The 18,354-nt window shown below is 51.6% G+C and carries 17 protein-coding genes and 1 pseudogene; 8 read left to right on the forward strand and 10 right to left on the reverse strand.

Going from position 1 to position 18,354, the window contains the following annotated elements:
* Nucleotides 1–53: 53 nt before the first annotated feature.
* From HYD27_RS11545 to HYD27_RS11555, 3 genes are read right to left on the reverse strand one after another with little or no spacing between them, the layout of a single operon-like run.
* The gene (locus tag HYD27_RS11545; protein WP_219215138.1) at nucleotides 54–692 is read right to left on the reverse strand and encodes an NADPH-dependent FMN reductase family protein; all 639 of its coding nucleotides are present in this window, start codon (nucleotides 690–692) and stop codon (nucleotides 54–56) included.
* Nucleotides 689–1,192, reverse strand: coding sequence for a flavodoxin family protein (locus tag HYD27_RS11550; protein ID WP_219215140.1), 504 nt, complete (start codon nucleotides 1,190–1,192; stop codon nucleotides 689–691). The genes HYD27_RS11545 and HYD27_RS11550 overlap by 4 nt, the downstream gene beginning before the upstream one ends.
* Nucleotides 1,192–1,773 carry a TetR/AcrR family transcriptional regulator gene (locus HYD27_RS11555; protein WP_219215141.1) on the reverse strand — a complete coding sequence of 194 codons (582 nt, stop codon included), beginning with the start codon at nucleotides 1,771–1,773 and terminating at the stop codon, nucleotides 1,192–1,194. The genes HYD27_RS11550 and HYD27_RS11555 overlap by 1 nt, the downstream gene beginning before the upstream one ends.
* Nucleotides 1,774–1,973: 200 nt before the next feature.
* Between HYD27_RS11555 and HYD27_RS11560 the strand changes: the two genes are divergently transcribed.
* Together HYD27_RS11560 and HYD27_RS11565 are read left to right on the forward strand one after the other, a co-directional pair.
* Nucleotides 1,974–3,527 carry a glycosyltransferase family 39 protein gene (locus HYD27_RS11560; RefSeq protein WP_219215143.1) on the forward strand — a complete coding sequence of 518 codons (1,554 nt, stop codon included), beginning with the start codon at nucleotides 1,974–1,976 and terminating at the stop codon, nucleotides 3,525–3,527.
* A 2-nt stretch (nucleotides 3,528–3,529) separates the two neighbouring features.
* Nucleotides 3,530–3,793, forward strand: a complete 264-nt coding sequence (locus tag HYD27_RS11565) for a hypothetical protein (protein ID WP_219215146.1) — start codon at nucleotides 3,530–3,532, stop codon at nucleotides 3,791–3,793.
* A 98-nt stretch (nucleotides 3,794–3,891) separates the two neighbouring features.
* On the opposite strand, the gene HYD27_RS11570 is transcribed toward HYD27_RS11565, so the two are convergent.
* Nucleotides 3,892–4,383, reverse strand: coding sequence for a GyrI-like domain-containing protein (locus HYD27_RS11570; RefSeq protein ID WP_219215148.1), 492 nt, complete (start codon nucleotides 4,381–4,383; stop codon nucleotides 3,892–3,894).
* Nucleotides 4,384–4,477: 94 nt separating this feature from the next.
* Between HYD27_RS11570 and HYD27_RS11575 the strand changes: the two genes are divergently transcribed.
* Nucleotides 4,478–5,425, forward strand: a complete 948-nt coding sequence (locus tag HYD27_RS11575) for a helix-turn-helix transcriptional regulator (RefSeq protein WP_219215151.1) — start codon at nucleotides 4,478–4,480, stop codon at nucleotides 5,423–5,425.
* 65 nt (nucleotides 5,426–5,490) lie between these two features.
* On the opposite strand, the gene HYD27_RS11580 is transcribed toward HYD27_RS11575, so the two are convergent.
* The 3 genes from HYD27_RS11580 to HYD27_RS11590 all read right to left on the reverse strand — a co-directional run bounded on the left by HYD27_RS11580 (nucleotide 5,491) and on the right by HYD27_RS11590 (nucleotide 10,329).
* On the reverse strand, nucleotides 5,491–7,266 hold the full coding sequence (locus tag HYD27_RS11580; RefSeq protein ID WP_219215155.1) for an ABC transporter ATP-binding protein: 1,776 nt from the start codon (nucleotides 7,264–7,266) through the stop codon (nucleotides 5,491–5,493).
* Complete coding sequence (locus HYD27_RS11585) at nucleotides 7,253–9,028, reverse strand: ABC transporter ATP-binding protein (protein ID WP_219215158.1); 1,776 nt, start codon at nucleotides 9,026–9,028, stop codon at nucleotides 7,253–7,255. Before HYD27_RS11585 ends, HYD27_RS11580 begins: the two co-directional genes overlap by 14 nt.
* A gap of 137 nt (nucleotides 9,029–9,165) precedes the next feature.
* Nucleotides 9,166–10,329 carry a leucine-rich repeat domain-containing protein gene (locus HYD27_RS11590; RefSeq protein WP_219215160.1) on the reverse strand — a complete coding sequence of 388 codons (1,164 nt, stop codon included), beginning with the start codon at nucleotides 10,327–10,329 and terminating at the stop codon, nucleotides 9,166–9,168.
* Between the two features lie 220 nt (nucleotides 10,330–10,549).
* On the opposite strand from HYD27_RS11590, the gene HYD27_RS11595 reads away from it, so the two are divergent.
* From HYD27_RS11595 to HYD27_RS11605, 3 genes are all read left to right on the forward strand, one after another.
* Nucleotides 10,550–11,251, forward strand: coding sequence for an ABC transporter ATP-binding protein (locus HYD27_RS11595; RefSeq protein WP_219215162.1), 702 nt, complete (start codon nucleotides 10,550–10,552; stop codon nucleotides 11,249–11,251).
* Between the two features lie 13 nt (nucleotides 11,252–11,264).
* Nucleotides 11,265–13,910, forward strand: a complete 2,646-nt coding sequence (locus HYD27_RS11600; protein WP_219215164.1) for an ABC transporter permease — start codon at nucleotides 11,265–11,267, stop codon at nucleotides 13,908–13,910.
* Between the two features lie 120 nt (nucleotides 13,911–14,030).
* Complete coding sequence (locus HYD27_RS11605; RefSeq protein WP_219215166.1) at nucleotides 14,031–14,372, forward strand: cupin domain-containing protein; 342 nt, start codon at nucleotides 14,031–14,033, stop codon at nucleotides 14,370–14,372.
* A gap of 116 nt (nucleotides 14,373–14,488) precedes the next feature.
* On the opposite strand, the pseudogene HYD27_RS11610 reads toward HYD27_RS11605, so the two are convergent.
* Nucleotides 14,489–15,025: pseudogene (locus HYD27_RS11610) on the reverse strand (DUF4003 family protein); the annotation flags it as partial.
* Between the two features lie 417 nt (nucleotides 15,026–15,442).
* On the opposite strand from HYD27_RS11610, the gene HYD27_RS11615 reads away from it, so the two are divergent.
* Nucleotides 15,443–15,796: a Fic family protein gene (locus HYD27_RS11615; RefSeq protein WP_309242051.1), complete on the forward strand. Its 354-nt coding sequence runs from the start codon at nucleotides 15,443–15,445 to the stop codon at nucleotides 15,794–15,796.
* 95 nt (nucleotides 15,797–15,891) lie between these two features.
* Here HYD27_RS11615 and HYD27_RS11620 read toward each other — a convergent pair whose 3' ends face one another.
* Nucleotides 15,892–17,328 carry a M56 family metallopeptidase gene (locus HYD27_RS11620; protein ID WP_219215170.1) on the reverse strand — a complete coding sequence of 479 codons (1,437 nt, stop codon included), beginning with the start codon at nucleotides 17,326–17,328 and terminating at the stop codon, nucleotides 15,892–15,894.
* On the reverse strand, nucleotides 17,325–17,684 hold the full coding sequence (locus HYD27_RS11625; RefSeq protein ID WP_219215172.1) for a BlaI/MecI/CopY family transcriptional regulator: 360 nt from the start codon (nucleotides 17,682–17,684) through the stop codon (nucleotides 17,325–17,327). Before HYD27_RS11625 ends, HYD27_RS11620 begins: the two co-directional genes overlap by 4 nt.
* A gap of 266 nt (nucleotides 17,685–17,950) precedes the next feature.
* Here HYD27_RS11625 and HYD27_RS11630 point away from each other — a divergent pair, with 266 nt between their 5' ends.
* Nucleotides 17,951–18,190 carry a hypothetical protein gene (locus tag HYD27_RS11630; RefSeq protein ID WP_219215174.1) on the forward strand — a complete coding sequence of 80 codons (240 nt, stop codon included), beginning with the start codon at nucleotides 17,951–17,953 and terminating at the stop codon, nucleotides 18,188–18,190.
* The last annotated feature ends 164 nt before the right edge of the window (nucleotides 18,191–18,354 follow it).

Raw genomic sequence — 18,354 nt, forward strand, 5'->3', positions numbered from 1 at the left:
CCTATTCCATTAGGCCTGGAACGGAAAATTATCCGCAGCGATGGTCTGCCGCTCTACAGCTTCCTCAACAGATCTTTTTTCTTCAATCCATTCTTTTTGGCAGCGGCATTCCAGAAGGAGTGTGTCGCGGAAAATCTCCAGGCGAAGCGCGGGAAGTTCGGGCTGAACAGCATGGCTTCACCCGTGCTTCGTGCTTGAATATTATCGGCCAGGCTTTGCATGGCTTTTCCCAGGTTCTTAAGCGGGCCTTGGCCGGGAGGGACCTTCTCCAGAAAGCCCATCATTTCACCGGCGCCTTGACCGATGCCTTGCCCGAAATGAAGACCGGCCCGGATGCACCAGTGATTAAGGATGTCCAGGGCAATGTGATTCTGCCGGCCCTCAAAAAAACCGTTGTTGATAATGGCATACACGTAAATTTCCTGCCCGCGTTCCGCTTTCAGGTGTTCCTCAAGCGCAGCGAGCATCCTGAACAAATGCGACGGTATCCCGTCCACATACAGCGGAAAGGCAATAACCAGTGTATCCATGCGGCACAGCTCGCTGTATTGCTCAGGGGTGAGCGGTTTTTTGTTCAGATTATAGTAGGTAAGTTCATTCCCGGCGCTGACGAGCGGATCAAGTGTCCTCAGCATAATGGCGGAATTGCTGTTTGCCGGCTTGGGGCTGCCGTTGATCATTGCAATTTTCATAGTACGGCCTCCTTGACGCTTTGCAGATTGTTATGGAAATACACATTGTTCTCTAGAGAATATAAATTTACGCTGTTCGCCGCGACCAGTGTTCTTGCCGTTTCTTGTTCAGCGCCGGTGATGTCACCGCCGTAGAAATGCACGGACAATACGAACTGGTGATCATAACGGCTGCGGTGATGCGTTTCTCCGTTCCTGGTCACAAAATAAGGAAGAACATAAGAGATGCTCCTATTCAATACATTGAGTATAAAGGGACTGTAGCTCCCATACATACATTCGCTGATAATAACCACTTCACCGCTTTTGGAGAGAAGCTCCCCCAGATTATGGTAGCCATCCTTAATTACGCATACTCCGGGCGTGCGGGTCCAGCAGCCGAAGCAGCCCATGCACTGGCGGATGGTGCCATTGTCCGATATGACAGTCAGTTCCCCCTGTTCGCCATTAATCCAACCTTCGAATTCTTGCTGCTGCAGGTCGTGTACAATCATTTTCATCATTTATTCTCCTTAAACACAGATTTGGCTGCAAAAAAATCACGCCAATTTCCCGAATACCGGACCCCGTTATTGGTAAGCAGTGAGGCAATTCCGTGCACCATCGACCACAAAGAAATCAATTGATGGGAAAACTCTGCTTCAGGCAAACCGCTGTTGCGGAAAATTTGATAGGCAGTCGTCCTGAATAGAGCAAATGGCGGATAGTTGTCAGAATTATAGTTGTCCAAATCAATGATGATGCCCGAGTGGTAGAAAAGAAATTGGAAATACTGCGGATGCTCAATGAAAAAATCAATGTAGGCCTGCCCAAGCTGGGAAATTGCTTCATGGCTGCCTTCCTTTCCCTGAATGGATGTGCGCAGTGAATCCATAAATTGCTCCGTTACATGCACCCCCATGGCGGAAACCAACTCATCTATATTCTTAAAATGGCTGTATGGGGCGGTGTGGCTGACCTTGCATTCTGCGGCGACCTTGCGCAGGGAAAAGCTGTTGATGCCGTCTGTATTAATAAGCTTAATGCCTGCTTCGATAAGCTGATTCCGCAAATCGCCGTGGTGGTAGGGTTTTTCCTTCACTTCCTGCAGCCTTCCTTTCCGTGATCTTAACACTGTAAAGATTGTAGCATGAAATCTTTACGGCGTTAGATAGATCGATCACACCTAACTCTGATTTTCCGCAGTGTCTTTTTTGTTCTTGTTTTCAGGTGATTTTCATCTGCCTTTCAGATTGGCTGCTTATAATACCTCTATAACAGTGCCGCAGAAGGAGGTATTCCATGGTAAGGGGAATTCAAAGGATATTGTATATCGTGCTTATTTTCTTTATCGGACTTTTTATCGCTTCCTCCTTTTTTCTCAGAGCGGAGTATAATTATTTCGCATACGGCGATACGCCGGTCCTGGAGAAACAAAAGCTGGGGCTTTTCATTGTGGTCATCGCCATTGTCCTCGCACTAAGTGCCGTTTTGTACAGATTGTGTCTGAAGCTTAATAAGTACAGCAGGAAGATCGTCATTCCGGCTACACTGCTGTTTTCCTTTGCCGTTCAGATCGTGATTATCTTCCTGTTCACCCGCCTGCCTACGGATGATTCCCAGACGGTGCTCGCCCTGGCGATGGATATGCTGTACCGGCAGGACTATTCCTCTTTTGATACGGGCGGCTATCTTCATATGTTCCCGTTCAATTTCTCCATCGTCTTGTACTTGAAGACATTGCTGCTCTTATTTCCGGATAATTACCTGGTGATCAAAATATTCAATATTCTGTTCTCACTTGTTACCACGTTAATGATTTACTTGCTGTACAAAGAATTGAACAGCAAGTCCAAGGATCACGACTATGGCATCCTGGTTTTTGCGGCAACCTATATTCCTTCCTTGTTTATGAGCAATTTTATTTATAACGATGTGATTGCTACCGCTTTTCTGACCAGCGCCCTATACTTTGCCGTTAAGTTTAGCAAAAGAAGAGCAATGAAGGATATCATCATCGCAGCAGCCCTTCTGGCGGTTGGAAATTACTTCAGAAGCATCGGCGTTATTTTTCTGATTGCCGTGATTCTGAGCCTTTTATTCAACCTGCGGGCGGTTGGAGTGAAGAAGGCACTGGCCTCTGTGTTCATCACGGCCCTGCTGTTCAATGTTCCAGGCTGGACTCAAAATGCCGTGCTGCAGGCCGCGGATATCGTGGAGGAGCCGGTGAACACCAATTCCGCGCCGGTCTACATGTGGCTGAATATGGGAATTAATCTGGAGACATTCGGATTCTGGGACAACCGGGAGAGCTACAGTATATACCAGAGGGAAGCCAATTATAATAAGGCGGCAAGCGAGGAGCTGTTCAAGGAGGAGATCAGCAGCAAAATCTCCGGGGCGACCGCAGGCGAACTGGTCCATATGTATTTCAAAAAGCTTGTATGGACCTGGACCGAAGGGACGTACCAGGTTGAGAGATACGGCATCGGCAATGACGGCTCATCCAGCACAGGCGGAAGAATGGGCTTTGTAATGGACCGGTATGTCTATACCAGCTTCGCTACGGATTTGTTCAAGGGAGATTCCAATTACCGGAGCGGGCTGCTCTGGGTGCTGTATGTGATGAACTTTCTGATGTATGGCTTCATATTCATCCGTCTGCTTGGCGGAATCCGCGCCAAAAGCTATGAGGAAGCCTCTTTAATTCTGGTGATTTTGGGCTTCATCGGATTTTATCTGTTGTGGGAGATCAAGTCCCGGTATATTTACCCGGTGTATCCGCTGCTGGTCGTGTTGTCGTATATGGGATTTAAGGACGTATATGATTATATGCTGAAAAGGAGAGGTGATTAAGGATGCGGACCAAGGGGCACTATATTTCCTGCCTTATAGCAGCGCTCTGCTGCTCCCTGCTGCTTAGCTCCTGCGACGCCATTACCGCTCAAAAGATAACGGATACGGACTCCGGATCGACAGGAAATGGAGGGACAAGGATGAATGGCGGCCGGGGAACGGATGGCGGCGGACGCGGAACGGGTGGAGGCTTCCCGGGCATGAACGGCGGCCGGGGAACCGGCGGCACTCAAGGGGGAGACGGCACGCAAGGCGGAAGACAGTAAGCTTCCTGCTATGGAATAGGGGACCTTAGCAAAAGAGAACGTCCTTACAACCGGCGTTCTCTTATTGCCATATCCTGAATTAGTGGCAAAGAAGCATTTCAGCGGTCATTTCGTTGCTTCACGGGGACCCATACTTCCACCTGGGCATCGGCCGGATTGCCATTCAGCAGAATTTCGGCGACAGGAGCACCCGCATATTCCCATTCGGAATCCTCAGGCAGTATCTCCTGAAAGGCCTGATCCTCCAACCGGTCGAAGGCCAGACGCGACAGGCCTCCGCTTCCCGTAAGGACCAGATAGTCACTCTCCGGGAACAAAACAGCCTCTGCCTGGCCGGGGGCAGGCTGCGAGGTTTGGACTCCCGCATAATAGAAGACAGTTCCTTCCTCTATAGCTACCGCTCCATAGCCGTAGGGGCTTTCAGCCAGCGGACGAAGACGCGCCATTTGCCCGTCTTGAATGACCTTTTTGAAAAATTCGGTTTTCTGTTGGGTGAATTGAGGCGAATGGATGCTTTCCGGTCCCTCCAGAGCCGTTTTAAAGCCTGCGATACGAAATTCCTCTTTTCTTTCCACTCTAAAGTTACTCATTTCGAATTCCTCCTGCACATTTAATTTAGTTGCAGCTATAGCGTAGCATGCCAAATATGACAACAATATGGCATACTTAGATTGAGGTGATAGGATGAAAGTGGAGCGTTTGATCGCCATGATCATGATTCTTTTGAATCAGGAGGTGGTAAGTGCCGGTGAGCTTGCACGCAGGCTGGAGGTCAGCCGCAGAACCATTTACAGGGATATCGATACGTTGGCAATGGCAGGCCTGCCGGTTTTCTCTACTCAAGGTGCTGCGGGCGGGGTAGGCTTGATGAAATCGTACAAAGTGGATAAGAAACTGTTCACTCAAAGGGATGTGCAAACACTGGCGGCAAGTCTGGGGAGCTACAGGCAGCTGTATGATCATAAAGAAATCGTTCATGTTCTGGAAAAGCTGAACAGTATAAGCCCCGAAGGCGGAACGTCAGCCGAAGGAAGCAGATTCGCTGTGGATTTATCCCTGAATCAGGGAAATGAAGCCTTGCGTTCACTTTTGGGCAGCATAGAAACGGCCATCAACGAAGAACGGTACCTGACCTTCGATTATATTGATAAAGGCGGCAACGTGAGCTCGCGGAAAATAGAGCCGTATCGGGTTGTTTTTAAGGAAAGCAGCTGGTATGTGCAAGCTTACTGTATGGAGCGGGAGGACTACCGGATCTTTAAATTGGCCCGGATGGGCAGACTTCAGGTCCTGAAGGAAACCTTCCCTCCCCGCGGCTTTTCTCCTCTTCCCATGGACGGGGCGGATTGGATGAGCCGGGAATGGGTTACGGTCACGGTACGAATGGATCTGTCTGTTAAGGATAAAGTGATTGAAAGATACGGTGAAGATCACATCACAGCCATTGAGGGGAACAGCTGCCTGGCTGAGTTTCCGATCATCAACAATGCATTCGGATATGATGTGCTGTTGAGGTTTGGAGACAAATGCGAAGTTATAGCGCCCCCCGGGGTTCGGGAAGCCTTTGGAAGCTATATCCGGAAAATATTGGCGAAATACGGGGCGGAAGAGCCGCCGAAGCCGAATAGTTGATGGAAAAGCAGACAAGCTCAGGCCTTGAACTACAGCCTGGGCTTGTCCGGAGTTGGTGAACGGCTTTAAGCCTCCATCTTCTGCGCCGTATACAATCTGTAATAGAGGCCCCGGCGGGCGATCAGCTCATCATGCGAGCCGCTTTCCGCAATGCCTTTGTTCGATACATACATGATGCGGTCACAGTTCTTCACGGTGGACAGCCGATGCGCGATAATGAACGAGGTGCGGCCCTTGAGCAGCTCATTAAGACCTCTTTGGAGCAGCCGCTCGGTCTTCGCGTCGATGGAAGAAGTCGCTTCGTCCAGGATGAGAATGCGCGGATCGGCCAGGAGCGTCCGCGCGAACGAAATGAGCTGCCGCTGTCCCTGGGACAGCTTGGAGCCGCGCTCGTTGACCTCCGTAAGGTAGCCCTGATCAAATTCACGGATGAATTCGTCGGCACAGACGGCCTTGGCGGCGGCTATCACTTCCTCCTCGGTGGCGTCCAGTCTGCCGTAGCGGATATTGTCGAGAATGGTGCCGGAGAAGATGAAGCTGTCCTGCAGCATAATGCCCATTTGGCTGCGCAGGGATTTCAGCGTAACCTGCGAGATATCCTCCCCGTCAATCAGAATCCTGCCGGCGGTAAGGTTATAGAAGCGTGAGATCAGATTGACGACCGTTGTTTTGCCCGCGCCAGTCGGTCCCACCAGGGCAATGCTTTGGCCGGCTCTGACATCGAAGCTGATGTTCTCCAGAATGTTCAGCCCCGGGTCATAGGCGAAGGTCACATTGTCAAAAGTGATTTGGCCCCGGACGGGCGGCAGCTCCTCTGCATCCGGAATATCGCTGACGGTCACGGGCTCATCCAGCGTTTCGAAGATGCGCTCAAGATAGGCAACAGCATTAATGAAGCTATTGTACAGGTTCGAGAGGCTCAGAATCGGCTGCCAGAAACGGGCGGCGTAGCTGCTCATCGCCAGAATCACGCCGAGTGTCACGTCCTTGGGGTCCAGCGTCAGCAGGCCCACCAGAAAGATCAATGCCGTAACGCTTGTTGACAGGTTATCAACGGTAAAAGGAATCAGCGTGTTGTAATTGAGCGCCTTCATCCACTCCTTGCGGAAATTTCCGGCCAGTCGTGTGAAGGTTCCCTCATTGTACTGTTCACGGGAGAAGCTTTGCGTCACGCCGATGCCGCTGATGCTCTCCTGGAGGTAGGCGTTCAGATTGGAGCTTTTATTGGACACCGATTGCCAGGCGCGCCGCTGCCGGGTTTTGATGAGCAGCATAATTCCCAGGAACACGGGCAGTCCGGCCAGAATGACAAATGAAAGCCGTACATCTACAGCAAACATAAAGGCGGCGATAAAAATTAAGTTAACGATTTCCAGAACAAAGTTGATAATGCCGTTGGATAATACATCCGATACCGAATTGACGTAATTCACAACCCGGATCAGAATCTTGCCCTGCGGTCGGTCGTCGTAATATTTGAAGGGCAGCTCCTGCAGATGCTTGAACAAATCCGTGCGGATGTCAAAAATAATGTCCTGCCCGACGCTTGTCATGATGCGCGAGCGCAGGGTAGCCAGAATTACGCTGACCACAATGGTTGCCAGCATCAGGAGCGACCAGCCCAGCAGCGGCAGCTTTGCCTTTGCAGGAATAGTCACATCGACTACATGCTGCATGATCAGCGGAGCCGACAAAGCGATGGCTGCCGAGAGCGCGCTGAGCACAAATGCGAGAAGCATGGGCTTTTTCTTGCGTCTGATATATACCATTGCACGCCGGAAGTGCCTGATGTCAAAGGGCGACTCCAGGTTTTCGTCGACGTCGAATCTATTCCTTGCCATGCGCGGTCACCTGCCTTCCAATACCCTCGTTCTGCAGCATAAATACATCATAGTAGTAGCCCCGCTTAGCCAGCAGCTCGGCGTGGGTGCCTTCTTCAATCAGCCGTCCGCCGTCCAGGATAAGAATGCGGTCAGCCTCCGCTGTAGTGGACACCCGCTGTGCGATGATGAGCTTCGTGCAGGGATAATCCAGCTCGCGCAGGCTTTGCTGGATATGCTCCTCGGTCTCAAGATCGACGGCGGAGGTCGTATCATCCAGAATCAGGATGGGACGGCGGACTGCCAGGGCGCGGGCGAGCGCTATACGCTGCTTTTGTCCGCCTGACAGGCCGACTCCGCGTTCCCCGACAACGGTGTCATACCCTTCGGGCATGCGGGAGATGAAATCGTGCGCGGCCGCCAGCCCGGCAAACTCCACGGCTTCTTCCTCCGGAAGCTCGGGGTCGCCATAGGCGATGTTTCCGTCGATGGTATCGGAGAACAGGAGCACATCCTGGGTCGCCATGCCGATGTTGCCGCGGAGCTCATCCAGCTCCAGCTCACGGACATCCGCGCCATCGACCAGCACGCGTCCGCTTGAGACGTCGTAGAAGCGGGAAATCAGATTAACGAGCGTTGTTTTACCCGAGCCTGTTGAGCCCATAATGGCAATGGTTTCCCCGGGTTCAACCGTGAAGCTGACATCGTCCAGCACGGTAGCGTTGTCATATTTGAAGCGGACATGCTCAAACGTGATCCGCCCTTCATAACGGCGTTTGGTGACGGGGCGGTGCTCGTTGACAATAGCGGGCCGGGCGTAATAGATCTCGATGATCTTGGTCAGGCTGGCAAAAAAACGCTGAATGTCGTTGATAATAATACCGATGTTGCGCATGGGGTTCGATACGGCCCAGATCAGAGAGGAGAAGGCGGCGAATTCGCCAAAGGTGATCCGGTCGTTCATAAGGAGCAGCCCGCCGACAAGCATGAGAATGACGTTGAAGGCCTGGGCGAAGGTTTCGAGATAAGGAAAGTAATCGAGCCATACGAGTGCGGCTTTTTTGTTCGCTGCCGAATAGTTGACGTTCTTTTCCGTGAATTTCTCAATCTCGTACGCCTCGCGGGCGAACGCCTTGACTACCCGGTTGCCGGAAATGTTCTCCTGGGTAGTTGTGTTGAGCTGGGACAGCCGCTCGCGCAGGTCCACATACATGGGGCGGACATGCTTGGCAAATATGTAGGCCACGATAAATATCAGCGGCGACAGGGTAAGCATCCACAGCGTCAGCTCGGTATTAATGGTGAAGAAATAGATCACAGCGGCAATGAAAATCGTTAAGGATTCGATAATCGTTTTGAATATCCACGCCATGGAATGCCGGACCATGTCCAGATCGCCTGTCATCTTGGTCATGAGGTCGCCGGTCCGGTTGCGGTCATAATACTCCCGGTCTTGTCCCTGGATTTTGTTGTAGAGATAAATGCGGATACGGTAGAGCATGTTTTGCGAGGAGCGCTCGTACTGCATGGTCGTTACATAAGCCAGACCCGTGCGCAGCAAAGAAAAGCCGATCATACCCAGGCAGAGTGCAATCAGCAGCCCCCGTTGCTCGGTCAGATTCTGCAGGGCACTGTCTCCGGCAACGAACGTATCGACAATACGCTGGCTGATATACGGATTGACGATCATAAGACTTGAGCCCGCTACCGAAAGGCACAGCGCCAGAATGTACCTCGTCCGGTTCCCCTCCAGATTCTGCCACAGCCATTTTAGTTCAAACATCTGATCACCTGTTTCTGTGTGTTCTTCATTCTTCAACTCCAAGAATGAATAAATCAACGTGATTATAACACTATCCTGCAGCCAGCATCGGCGGCTGAATTATTTTCTTGTTACAATCGATTGAACTTTTGAATCCTCTATTTGATCCCCGTACCCTGCCTTCCAATAATAGCCTCCTCCAGTTCTTTATAGCTGCTTGACCGGGGGTCCGCCTGGCTGCCGGACAGCCGGAGCTTTTTCAGACGGGGCAGGTTCAGCAGCAGGCCGGGATCTGAAAAAGAGGTTTTACATAAATCGAGCGTCTCCAGTCCCGTTAAGCTCGGGAGGAAGTCCCACGATTTTGGCTTAAGCAAGGTCAGATCCAGATTTTTCAACGAACGCATATCTGTTAGAGCGGATAAATCCTTCACTTTTGTCTCCCAAATCCACAGCAGCTCCAGCTGGGGAAATTGCTCCCGTATGCCATCGATCGCTTTAAGTTTTGTTTTTTCCAGATACAATGTTTTTAAGCCGGGGCACTGGCCCATTTCGCGGATACTTTCCACAGCCGAGCCTCTAAGCCGGAGCTCCTCCAGCCGCTCGTGCTGGCAGAAGGGGCTCAAATCGGTTACAGGGGAAAAGTTGGCCTCCAAAATCCGCAGCCTCCTAAGCTGCGCTGCATAGGAAAGGTCCGTGAGCTTCTTGGGAGCAAGCAGACGGATTTCCTCTACATTCGGGAAGGCTGCGAAGGAATCCAGGCTCTCCAATTGGCAGGTTCTGCCGCCCAATGAGACTTTCTTTACACCCAGTGCGGGAGCAAAGCCGGGCACGGCTGCAATCTCGTCAAAGCTCATACTGACGCTTTCCAGACTGTCCGGAAGAACACTCTGACTGTCATGGTTTTTCTTGGAAAAGCTAACCGATTTCAGGGATGTAAGAGGGGACAGCAACAGATCGGGCAGCGTGTTCTGGAGATAATGCATTTGCAGCGATTTCAGATTATTCAAACGTGAAATGACCCCGATATTCTTTTTGACATTCGACTTACTTACAAAACCCAAGCGTTCCAGATTTACGGCGGAATCCAGGCCGATCAGATCCGGAACGGTCATCGTAGAATCAGTGGTTCCGAACTCCAGCTGCTTAAGATTTCCGAATTCCTGCAGCGGCTCGAAGGTGGTAATGTTTTTGACTTGAAGAAGCTTTAAGGTGTCCAGCTCATAAATAGTGGCGGGCTCATCAAACCAGGCGTACTTTTTATAGCGCTCCACATAGGAGACTGCCTCGTTTGCAATGGCGTCTTTTGACTTGTCGTAATTCATTTCAAGGCCTCCAGATTCAAAATTAATCAATCCTGATAATTTACCCGTATACCAATGTTTTGAAAATGTCTGTTCCGTGCATAGCCCCATCCCCTGCAGCATGCCTTAACAGGCCCCGGAGCTGGATTTATGATAAACTGGAACAATATAAAGCCGCGCCGGGCACCGCATTGAAGCGGAGAAAAGACCGGCGGGTTCGAAAGCGACAGGAGGATGAGAAATGAGCTTTGTTGCCGTAAAGGGTGAGTATAAGCGTTACAAGATGGGCGAGAATGTAATTGTTGCCAACGACGGGATTGATTTTGAGATTAATAAAGGTGAATTTGCCGTAATTGTGGGGCCCAGCGGTGCGGGCAAATCAACCGTGCTCAACATTCTTGGCGGAATGGATTCTGCCGACGAAGGCCAGGTCATTGTCGACGGTACGGATATCGCCAGATTCAGTGCCAGGGAACTGACAGGCTACCGCCGCAATGACGTGGGCTTTGTATTTCAGTTCTACAATCTGGTGCCCAATCTGACCACACTGGAGAATGTGGAGCTTGCTTCCCAGATTTCACCGCGTGCCCTGGATGCGCGTAAGGTGCTGGAGGATGTGGGGCTGGGAGCGCGGCTGGATAATTTCCCGGCCCAGTTGTCCGGAGGTGAGCAGCAGCGCGTCGCCATTGCCAGAGCGCTGGCCAAGCAGCCGAAGCTGCTGCTCTGCGACGAGCCGACGGGAGCGCTTGATTATAACACCGGCAAGCAGGTGCTGAAGCTGCTGCAGGATACCTGCCGCAACACCGGGACAACAGTCATCGTCATCACGCATAATTTGGCGATTGCGCCGATGGCAGACCGGGTCATAGAGATTAACAACGCTAAGGTACGGAAGACGGCAACCAGCCCTTCTCCGGTATCCGTTGACGATATCGAGTGGTAAGGAGAAGGCACCCATGAACAAACGCGCGTTATGGAAAGATATTTTTCGCGAAATCGGGCATACCAAAGCCCGCTTTATTTCAATTTTTGCAATCATTATGCTGGGCGTCAGCTTTTTTTCCGGAATTAAGGCAGCAGGGCCGGATATGCTGGATACCGCCGGAACGTTTTACCGGGAGCAGCAGCTGATGGACCTGAAGGTGCAGACCACCCACGGTCTGACCGAGGACAACATAGAATTGCTGCACGATGTGCCGGGGATCGGGGAGATTCAGCCGGGCTACAGTGCGGATGTATTCACCGGAGACAATGCTCTGATACTTAAGGTCTACTCTTATAACGCTGATAAGCCGCTTAACCAATACCGCATAATCGAAGGACGCCTTCCGGAGCAATCCGGCGAAATTGTGCTGGATGGTCTGCTGGCCGGACAGTATGCGCTGGGCGAACAGGTTGCGTTCAGCGGAAATGATACCGATGCTGAGCTGTCGGACGAATTCAGGACCCTGGAGTATACCGTAGTGGGCTTTGTGCGGAGCCCCCAGTTCATAGAGAAGAACAACCGCGGGACCAGCGGGATCGGCAAAGGAACGGTGGATGCGTTCGCAGCCATTCCCGAAGCGGACTTCAAGCTGCCGGTCTATACGGAAGCCTACCTCTCCTTCACGGATACCCCGGGATTGAAGGCCTATACGCCGGAATATGAAACATTGGTTGAGCAGCATGCGGCTGCGGTAGAGCAAGCATTGTCCGGCGTGCCGGAGGCACGGCTTGCGGAGCTGCGGGCGGAAGGCGAGAAGGAGCTGTCCGGCGGCCGCGCCGGGGTCGCCGCTGCCGAGCGGCAGCTCGCGGAGATAAAGCGCCAGACGGAGGAAGCCGGACAGCAGGAATCCGCTGCAGGCAGTGCCCTTGCCGAAGAATTGGCCTCGGCCAAAGAGAAACTCGCCGAGGGCGAGCAGCAGCTGGCGGAGCTGAAGCTGCCCAAGATCTATGTCACCGACAGGAACTCAAATCCGGGTTATGCCGAATACAAAGACAACGCAGACCGGCTGTCGGCGATTGCGAGCGCGTTCCCGGTATTCTTTTTCCTGATAGCGGCGCTGGTCAGCCTGACGACGATGACGCGGATGGTTGAGGAACACCGCCTGCAGATCGGTACACTTAAGGCGCTTGGCTACGGGAACCGTGATATTATGGCCAAATTTCTGGTCTATGGCTCGCTTGCCAGTCTGGCGGCTTCGGGTGCGGGGCTTGCCGTCGGTTTTACCTTGTTCCCGCCCATTATCTATAATGCGTACAGCTCACTCTATAATCTGCCTGATATTATCAAAAGCTTCTACCCTTCGTATTCCATTATTTCGGTCATTGTGGCGCTGGTTTGCATAACATTGACGGCATGGATTGCCTCCCGGGTGGAGCTGCGGAGCAACGCTTCCGTATTGATGCGTCCGAAAGCGCCGAAGAGCGGGCAGCGGATTTTACTGGAACGGGTGCCTATTGTCTGGAAACGGCTAAGCTTTGTCCAGAAAGTTACCGCACGAAATCTGTTCCGCTACAAGCAGCGGATGTTCATGACCGTGTTCGGGGTAGCCGGCTGTACGGCGCTGATTCTGACCGGTTTTGGCCTCAAGGATTCGATTGGCAGCATTGCTCCGCAGCAATTCGGCTCCATTATGAAATATGATGCGCTTATAGCGCTGCAGGCGGATGTTCCCGACGATGTGCTGGACAGCTATGAGCAATTGATCTCAGGCGAGACCGCTGTCACCGGGACGCTGGAGGTGGCGCAGGAAGCGGTGACCGCGCGCGGCAGCGGTGTGAATGATCAGGATGTCAATCTGTTCATCCCCGCATCGGTGGATTCGCTTGACGATTATGTGGAGCTGCGGGACAGGACCAGCGGAGAAGGGCGGACGCTTGCGGACGGGGGAGCCATAATCTCGGAGAAGCTGGCTAAGCTGTACGGGCTTGAGCCGGGCGGCATGCTGACCGTGGTGGACAAAGAGAACGAGACATTCGAGATTCAGGTGGCGGGAATCACCGAGAATTATGTGATGCATTATGTGTATATGACACCGGCGTATTATTCTTCCGTATTCGGCGCAGAACCGGTATTCAACACAGAGCTGCTGGACTATGACATGCAGGATGCAGCCTGGGAGGACCGGTTCGGCGAGCAGTTGACGGCCAACGGCCGTGTCGCTGCGGTCAGCTTCTCCAGCAGTGTAGGCACCGCTTTCGACGATACCATGAAGAGCATGGACGTTGTCACCCTGGTCCTCATTGTGTCGGCGGCGGCACTGGCCTTTGTCGTGCTCTACAATCTGACCAATATCAATGTGTCCGAACGGATTCGCGAGCTGTCAACCATTAAGGTGCTGGGCTTTTACGACAAGGAAGTCACAATGTATATCTATAGGGAGAATATCTTGCTGAGCCTGCTTGGCATAGCGGCCGGATCGGTTCTCGGGATCGTGCTGCACAGCTTCGTGCTGAGTACGGCCGAGCTGGATGCGACGATGTTCGCACCGGTCATCAAATGGCCCAGCTATATTTATGCCGCACTCTTAACGCTGCTGTTCTCGGGCATTGTCATGGCTTTCATGCACAGCAAGCTCAAACGGATTCATATGATTGAGGCGTTGAAGTCGGTGGAATAGGCTTAAGGCTGCGGGTCTCCAGGCTCCATACAGGGGGGATTTCCGTCCGCCGGGCGGCCGGATTTACAAACCGTTGCTGCGGGAGCAGCTTACTTATGAACTTGAACGGGAGGAATCATTATGTTTTATAAAGACCAGGAAATTCCAGCTGATATCGTCGACAGCAATACTACCCGGAAGGTGCTGGCACACAGCGGCCAGATTATGTACGCCAAAGTAATGTTTGCCAAAGCCCGGCAAGGGGAGATTCCGCTCCACAAGCATGTCCACGAGCAGGTTACCTATGTGCTGAAGGGAAGCTTCCGGTTCATGCTCGACAATGGGGAAACCCGGGATGTGCAGATCGTCAAGGAAGGCGACAGCATCCATTTCCCCTCCGATGTGCTGCATGGCTGTATTCCGCTGGAGGACGGTGGCATTCTCCTGGATGCTTTTACACCGGCACGTGCGGATTTTCTGTAAAGCTTCAATAAGTTATTATATTCACGCGGCCGAAATAAAACGGCGGCACAAACAGGGAAAGGAAGAGAGACGGGTGGAATCGCCTGAATCTCTGGCCTTTCCCTTTGTTTGTGAACCAGCACCTGTGTCAGCGCCTGAACGCTGTTCCCGGACAGAAATTCAGGCTTCAGTGCAGCATACAGCTGTTCCATGCGGTCCACTCCGCGCTCAACGTCAATACCGGAAAGGCCGAGCATGGCGGCAAAGATATAGTCGTCCCGTCCTGTAAGGAAACGGTGTCTGTCTTTCATACTGTCGTAAAAGGCTTTGGCGCGCTCTACAGTCTGCACATATTGTTCCTCTATAGTATTCGCGGCGATCTGATAGGCGGCAACGACGAGATAATCGGAGGTTCTGAATTTGGCGTCCTTCATTAAGTCATAGACGGCCAAAGTGTCCGCAAGCTGCGCCTCCCTGTCATGAGCGAGAGAGAGCAGGGCAGAAATGCTGATTACCGAAGTCCCGCGGAAGGGAGAAAAGCTACCGGTATGCTCCTTGATCAGCTCATGACTCGCACGAATCGCGTCTTCGTCGGCAATTTTATTCTCTGCTGTGTACAGCAGCGCTGCCAGCCGGTTAACCAATGGATTTTTCCAGGCAAACCCCTTCTTCACCCGCTGCGCGTTGTCGGCAAACAATTCAAGCCGTGCGGTATACCAAGCAAGAAAGATGAAAACAGGGACATTTAATCCATGCGAAATGTATTGCTTCCATTTTCTGATTTAACAGTCACTGAGTCAGGGGCAGACGTTTTTTGTTAAAAAGGTTATTGATTACGTTGTGCAGAATGGTTATACCGACAGTATAACTGAACTGATTAGGCCGCCTTTTTACAAGCCCCAGAGCTTTGCTAAGCTGTTAGATGGAACGAAGCAAGAAAGACTGGTAGAAAGGGTCTCGCGGATTAATGAGAATGCGGTTAAGATTATCGGGTGACAATGAGGTAATACCAAACAAAGGAGTGGGCGGTATGGATTACCATAAATTACTGCATAAAAAAGCCCTGTACGAGCAGGCGAAATACACCACCTGTGCCTAACGAGATGTACCGGCAAGTGAAAAATTTTTATATCGATCTGTCTGAAAAAAAGGCCGATAACGCCATTGAACTTGCGGCGTGGACGCATGCGGAGTTTGTGCGCATTCATCCGTTTGCCGATGGGAACGGAACAACCTCGCGGCTGATTATGAACTGCCAGCTGCTGGCGAACGGCTTTTTACCGATCTCTATCGCCAAAGAAAGCAGGCTGGATTATTTTAATGCCCTTGAAGCTTACGCTGTACATTGGGATTTGGCGCCTTTTGCAGACATGATTGCTTCTTTGGAAGAGCTGCAGCTGGACCTTTACCTGGGAATAATCGATAGACAAAGGGAGCGGCAGTGATAGCGGACTACTCGAAGCTTTTGTATTGAACGGAGAATGCAAATGGGACAACGGGCAAATCTCGTGATTGTTAGAAGTCGGACCTATGAGCTGTACTACAGCCACTGGTGTGCGAATACGCTACCGCAAGAACTGTTCTGGGGGCCAAACGCTTTGGATTTTAATGATGATTCATTACCCATGGAAGTAAAGAAAGAAATTTTCGACTCCGCAATAAATGGCCTATCCTCATAAACAATATTATATTCCCCGACAACAAGTTCTCCGTCTTCAACCGTGAAGGTAACCCGCTCTTCCGTTTGGTAGTAGGCCGGTTCGCTGGTTTGGGTGAGGTAAGTGATGTAGGCCGTCTTGCCGTCAATGCGGATCTTGTAATCGACCACCCGAGGGCTGGATACGCCGATGTTGTAATTCCAGTTCTCCCCGCTTCTGGCGGCTTGCTCTTGCCGGAATTGTTCCTGCACGGCTGCAGACATCATCCCATAGCGGGGGTGGCCGTCGCGGGAGACAAGGGCATCCGCCCATACGGAAGCAAGCTTCATTACCTGCTGATTCACGGAGATATCCGGTTTGCCAGCCGGGTTGGCGGCAGATCCCACCATGAAAACAAGCGATACCGCGAATGCGGAAGCCACCGCTCCGCCCTTCGGCTTTTTATAGTTCAGGATATTTTTAATTCGGGCATGGACGCTGCCCTCGCCAAAGGCAAGCGGACTACCGGACAGCCGCCCTTTTTTTACGGAAAAAGAGAGCAGCGAGTGTGCATATCCGGCCTTTGCGCCATTGCCCAGCTTGCGGAGCACACTCTCATCGCAGGACAGCTCCATATCTCTGCTCATTAGCGCAAAAGAAATCCACATCAGCGGATTGAACCAGTGAACCATAAGGAGCAGGAACGCGAACGGTTTGATCAGATGATCCCGTCTGCGGATATGCGTCTGCTCATGCGCCAGGATATAGATGAGCTCATTCTCCTTAATACCGGCAGGAATTACAATCCTCGGCCGGATGAAGCCATATACGAAAGGCGTTGCAATCCGGTCAGACTCAAAGAGATTTTCCTTCACAAGGGTAGCGGTTCTCAATTTATGGACGATTCTAAGATAGGAAATCACGCTGTAGCCCAGCAGGAAAACAACGCCGGTGCTCCAGATTATGGCGGCAAGCTCCAGCATCCATTGCATAGGATTCACGCTTGCGTCAGGAGTGGCAGGGGGCAGAGAGGCATTAACTGCGCGGTTGAGGAAGTCCGTTCCCAGGTTGACCGCAGGGTTGTTCATGAAGCCGAGTTGACCGGGGACATATTCCATTGCCCCATTTTCCATTTGAGCAGCAGGAACCAGGACGCTCAGGAAGCTGAGGCCGGAACTATAGCTAAAAGGAAGTATCAGCCTTACGAGCACTGCGATCCATAACGCATAAGAGAAGATGCTGGGGACTCTGCGGAAAAGCAGGCGGACGATGATTACGGCAACGGCTGCATAACTTGCGGTGATGCTCATATTCAATATAGCGGTGAACCATAGTGTCATTTCGTCGCCTCCTCAATAATGCGCTTGAGCTGTTCCGCTTCTTCGGCGGAGATTTGGCGGCTGCCCAGGAAAGCGGTCAGGAATTTAGGCAATGATCCGTCAAAGGCTTTGTCGAGCAAGGCTTCGCTCTCATGTCTCTGGGCAGCCTCGCGTTTGATCAGGGCAGAAACTACAGCATTCTCATTCTGCAGAATCCCCCGGTCACATAGCTTTCTGAGCACCGTATAGGTCGTGGATTTTTTCCAGCCCAATTTGCCGTGGCACAGCTTCACCAGCTCGGTTGAATTCACCGGCTCGTGTTCCCAAATCAGCGACACAAATTTATATTCAGCATCAAACAGTTTATAGGGCTCCATTTGTTTCACCTCGCACGCAAGTTTATTGCAATAGACCTTTGGCTAGAAGTTTACTTCAGTAGACCTTATTTTGTCAAGCAAAAACAGGTCTTCTTCATTGTACATATGGATGATGCTTATCCAATCCAACCTAGCTGTATTCAAGCCCATATTATTTTATTTCGGAACTGGCCATACTGCCGCCAGGTTACAGTAGTTATACTGATTATATTAGAGCGAATAATGAATACTATACCGCGCTTTATTGGGACCAGGAGGCATATTTAATGAAAAAAATAACTATCGCACCCAGTTATATTTTTTACCCGCAGCCTATATACGTGATCGGAACCCCGAATGAGGATGGCTCTGCCAACTTCAATACAAGCACATGGCCTACCATCGCTAACGGCAACTCACCGCATATTATGATGACCATTGCCGGCAATAAGCGAACCAGCAAGAATCTTGGAGACCGGGTTCTGATTTTTTTTTCGGGACTTGTGATTTTCTTTCGCTGGGTTTAATTCCGGCTCTTCTACTGTCCTGGAACGGACTCAGGGGATATGATTTGGGGGGGGAGCCGGGTTTTCGCCAAGCTAACGGACTCCAGTGCTGTTATGAACGGTTATTCACCCGGAAAATGCCTGCTGGAGGGGTGAGATGTGCACTGCGGTCCGTTAGTCCAGCT

The organism is Paenibacillus sp. S150, from assembly GCF_019352175.1.
In the GTDB taxonomy this organism is placed as follows: domain Bacteria; phylum Bacillota; class Bacilli; order Paenibacillales; family Paenibacillaceae; genus Paenibacillus_AQ.

Coding starts and splice junctions, on each gene's coding strand:
- HYD27_RS11545 (WP_219215138.1), bottom strand. CDS start 692: ATGAAAATTGCAATGATCAACGGCAGCCCCAAGCCGGCAAACAGCAAT.
- HYD27_RS11550 (WP_219215140.1), bottom strand. CDS start 1,192: ATGAAAATGATTGTACACGACCTGCAGCAGCAAGAATTCGAAGGTTGG.
- HYD27_RS11560 (WP_219215143.1), top strand. CDS start 1,974: ATGGTAAGGGGAATTCAAAGGATATTGTATATCGTGCTTATTTTCTTT.
- HYD27_RS11565 (WP_219215146.1), top strand. CDS start 3,530: ATGCGGACCAAGGGGCACTATATTTCCTGCCTTATAGCAGCGCTCTGC.
- HYD27_RS11570 (WP_219215148.1), bottom strand. CDS start 4,383: ATGAGTAACTTTAGAGTGGAAAGAAAAGAGGAATTTCGTATCGCAGGC.
- HYD27_RS11575 (WP_219215151.1), top strand. CDS start 4,478: ATGAAAGTGGAGCGTTTGATCGCCATGATCATGATTCTTTTGAATCAG.
- HYD27_RS11580 (WP_219215155.1), bottom strand. CDS start 7,266: ATGGCAAGGAATAGATTCGACGTCGACGAAAACCTGGAGTCGCCCTTT.
- HYD27_RS11585 (WP_219215158.1), bottom strand. CDS start 9,028: ATGTTTGAACTAAAATGGCTGTGGCAGAATCTGGAGGGGAACCGGACG.
- HYD27_RS11590 (WP_219215160.1), bottom strand. CDS start 10,329: ATGAATTACGACAAGTCAAAAGACGCCATTGCAAACGAGGCAGTCTCC.
- HYD27_RS11595 (WP_219215162.1), top strand. CDS start 10,550: ATGAGCTTTGTTGCCGTAAAGGGTGAGTATAAGCGTTACAAGATGGGC.
- HYD27_RS11600 (WP_219215164.1), top strand. CDS start 11,265: ATGAACAAACGCGCGTTATGGAAAGATATTTTTCGCGAAATCGGGCAT.
- HYD27_RS11605 (WP_219215166.1), top strand. CDS start 14,031: ATGTTTTATAAAGACCAGGAAATTCCAGCTGATATCGTCGACAGCAAT.
- HYD27_RS11620 (WP_219215170.1), bottom strand. CDS start 17,328: ATGACACTATGGTTCACCGCTATATTGAATATGAGCATCACCGCAAGT.
- HYD27_RS11625 (WP_219215172.1), bottom strand. CDS start 17,684: ATGGAGCCCTATAAACTGTTTGATGCTGAATATAAATTTGTGTCGCTG.
- HYD27_RS11630 (WP_219215174.1), top strand. CDS start 17,951: ATGAAAAAAATAACTATCGCACCCAGTTATATTTTTTACCCGCAGCCT.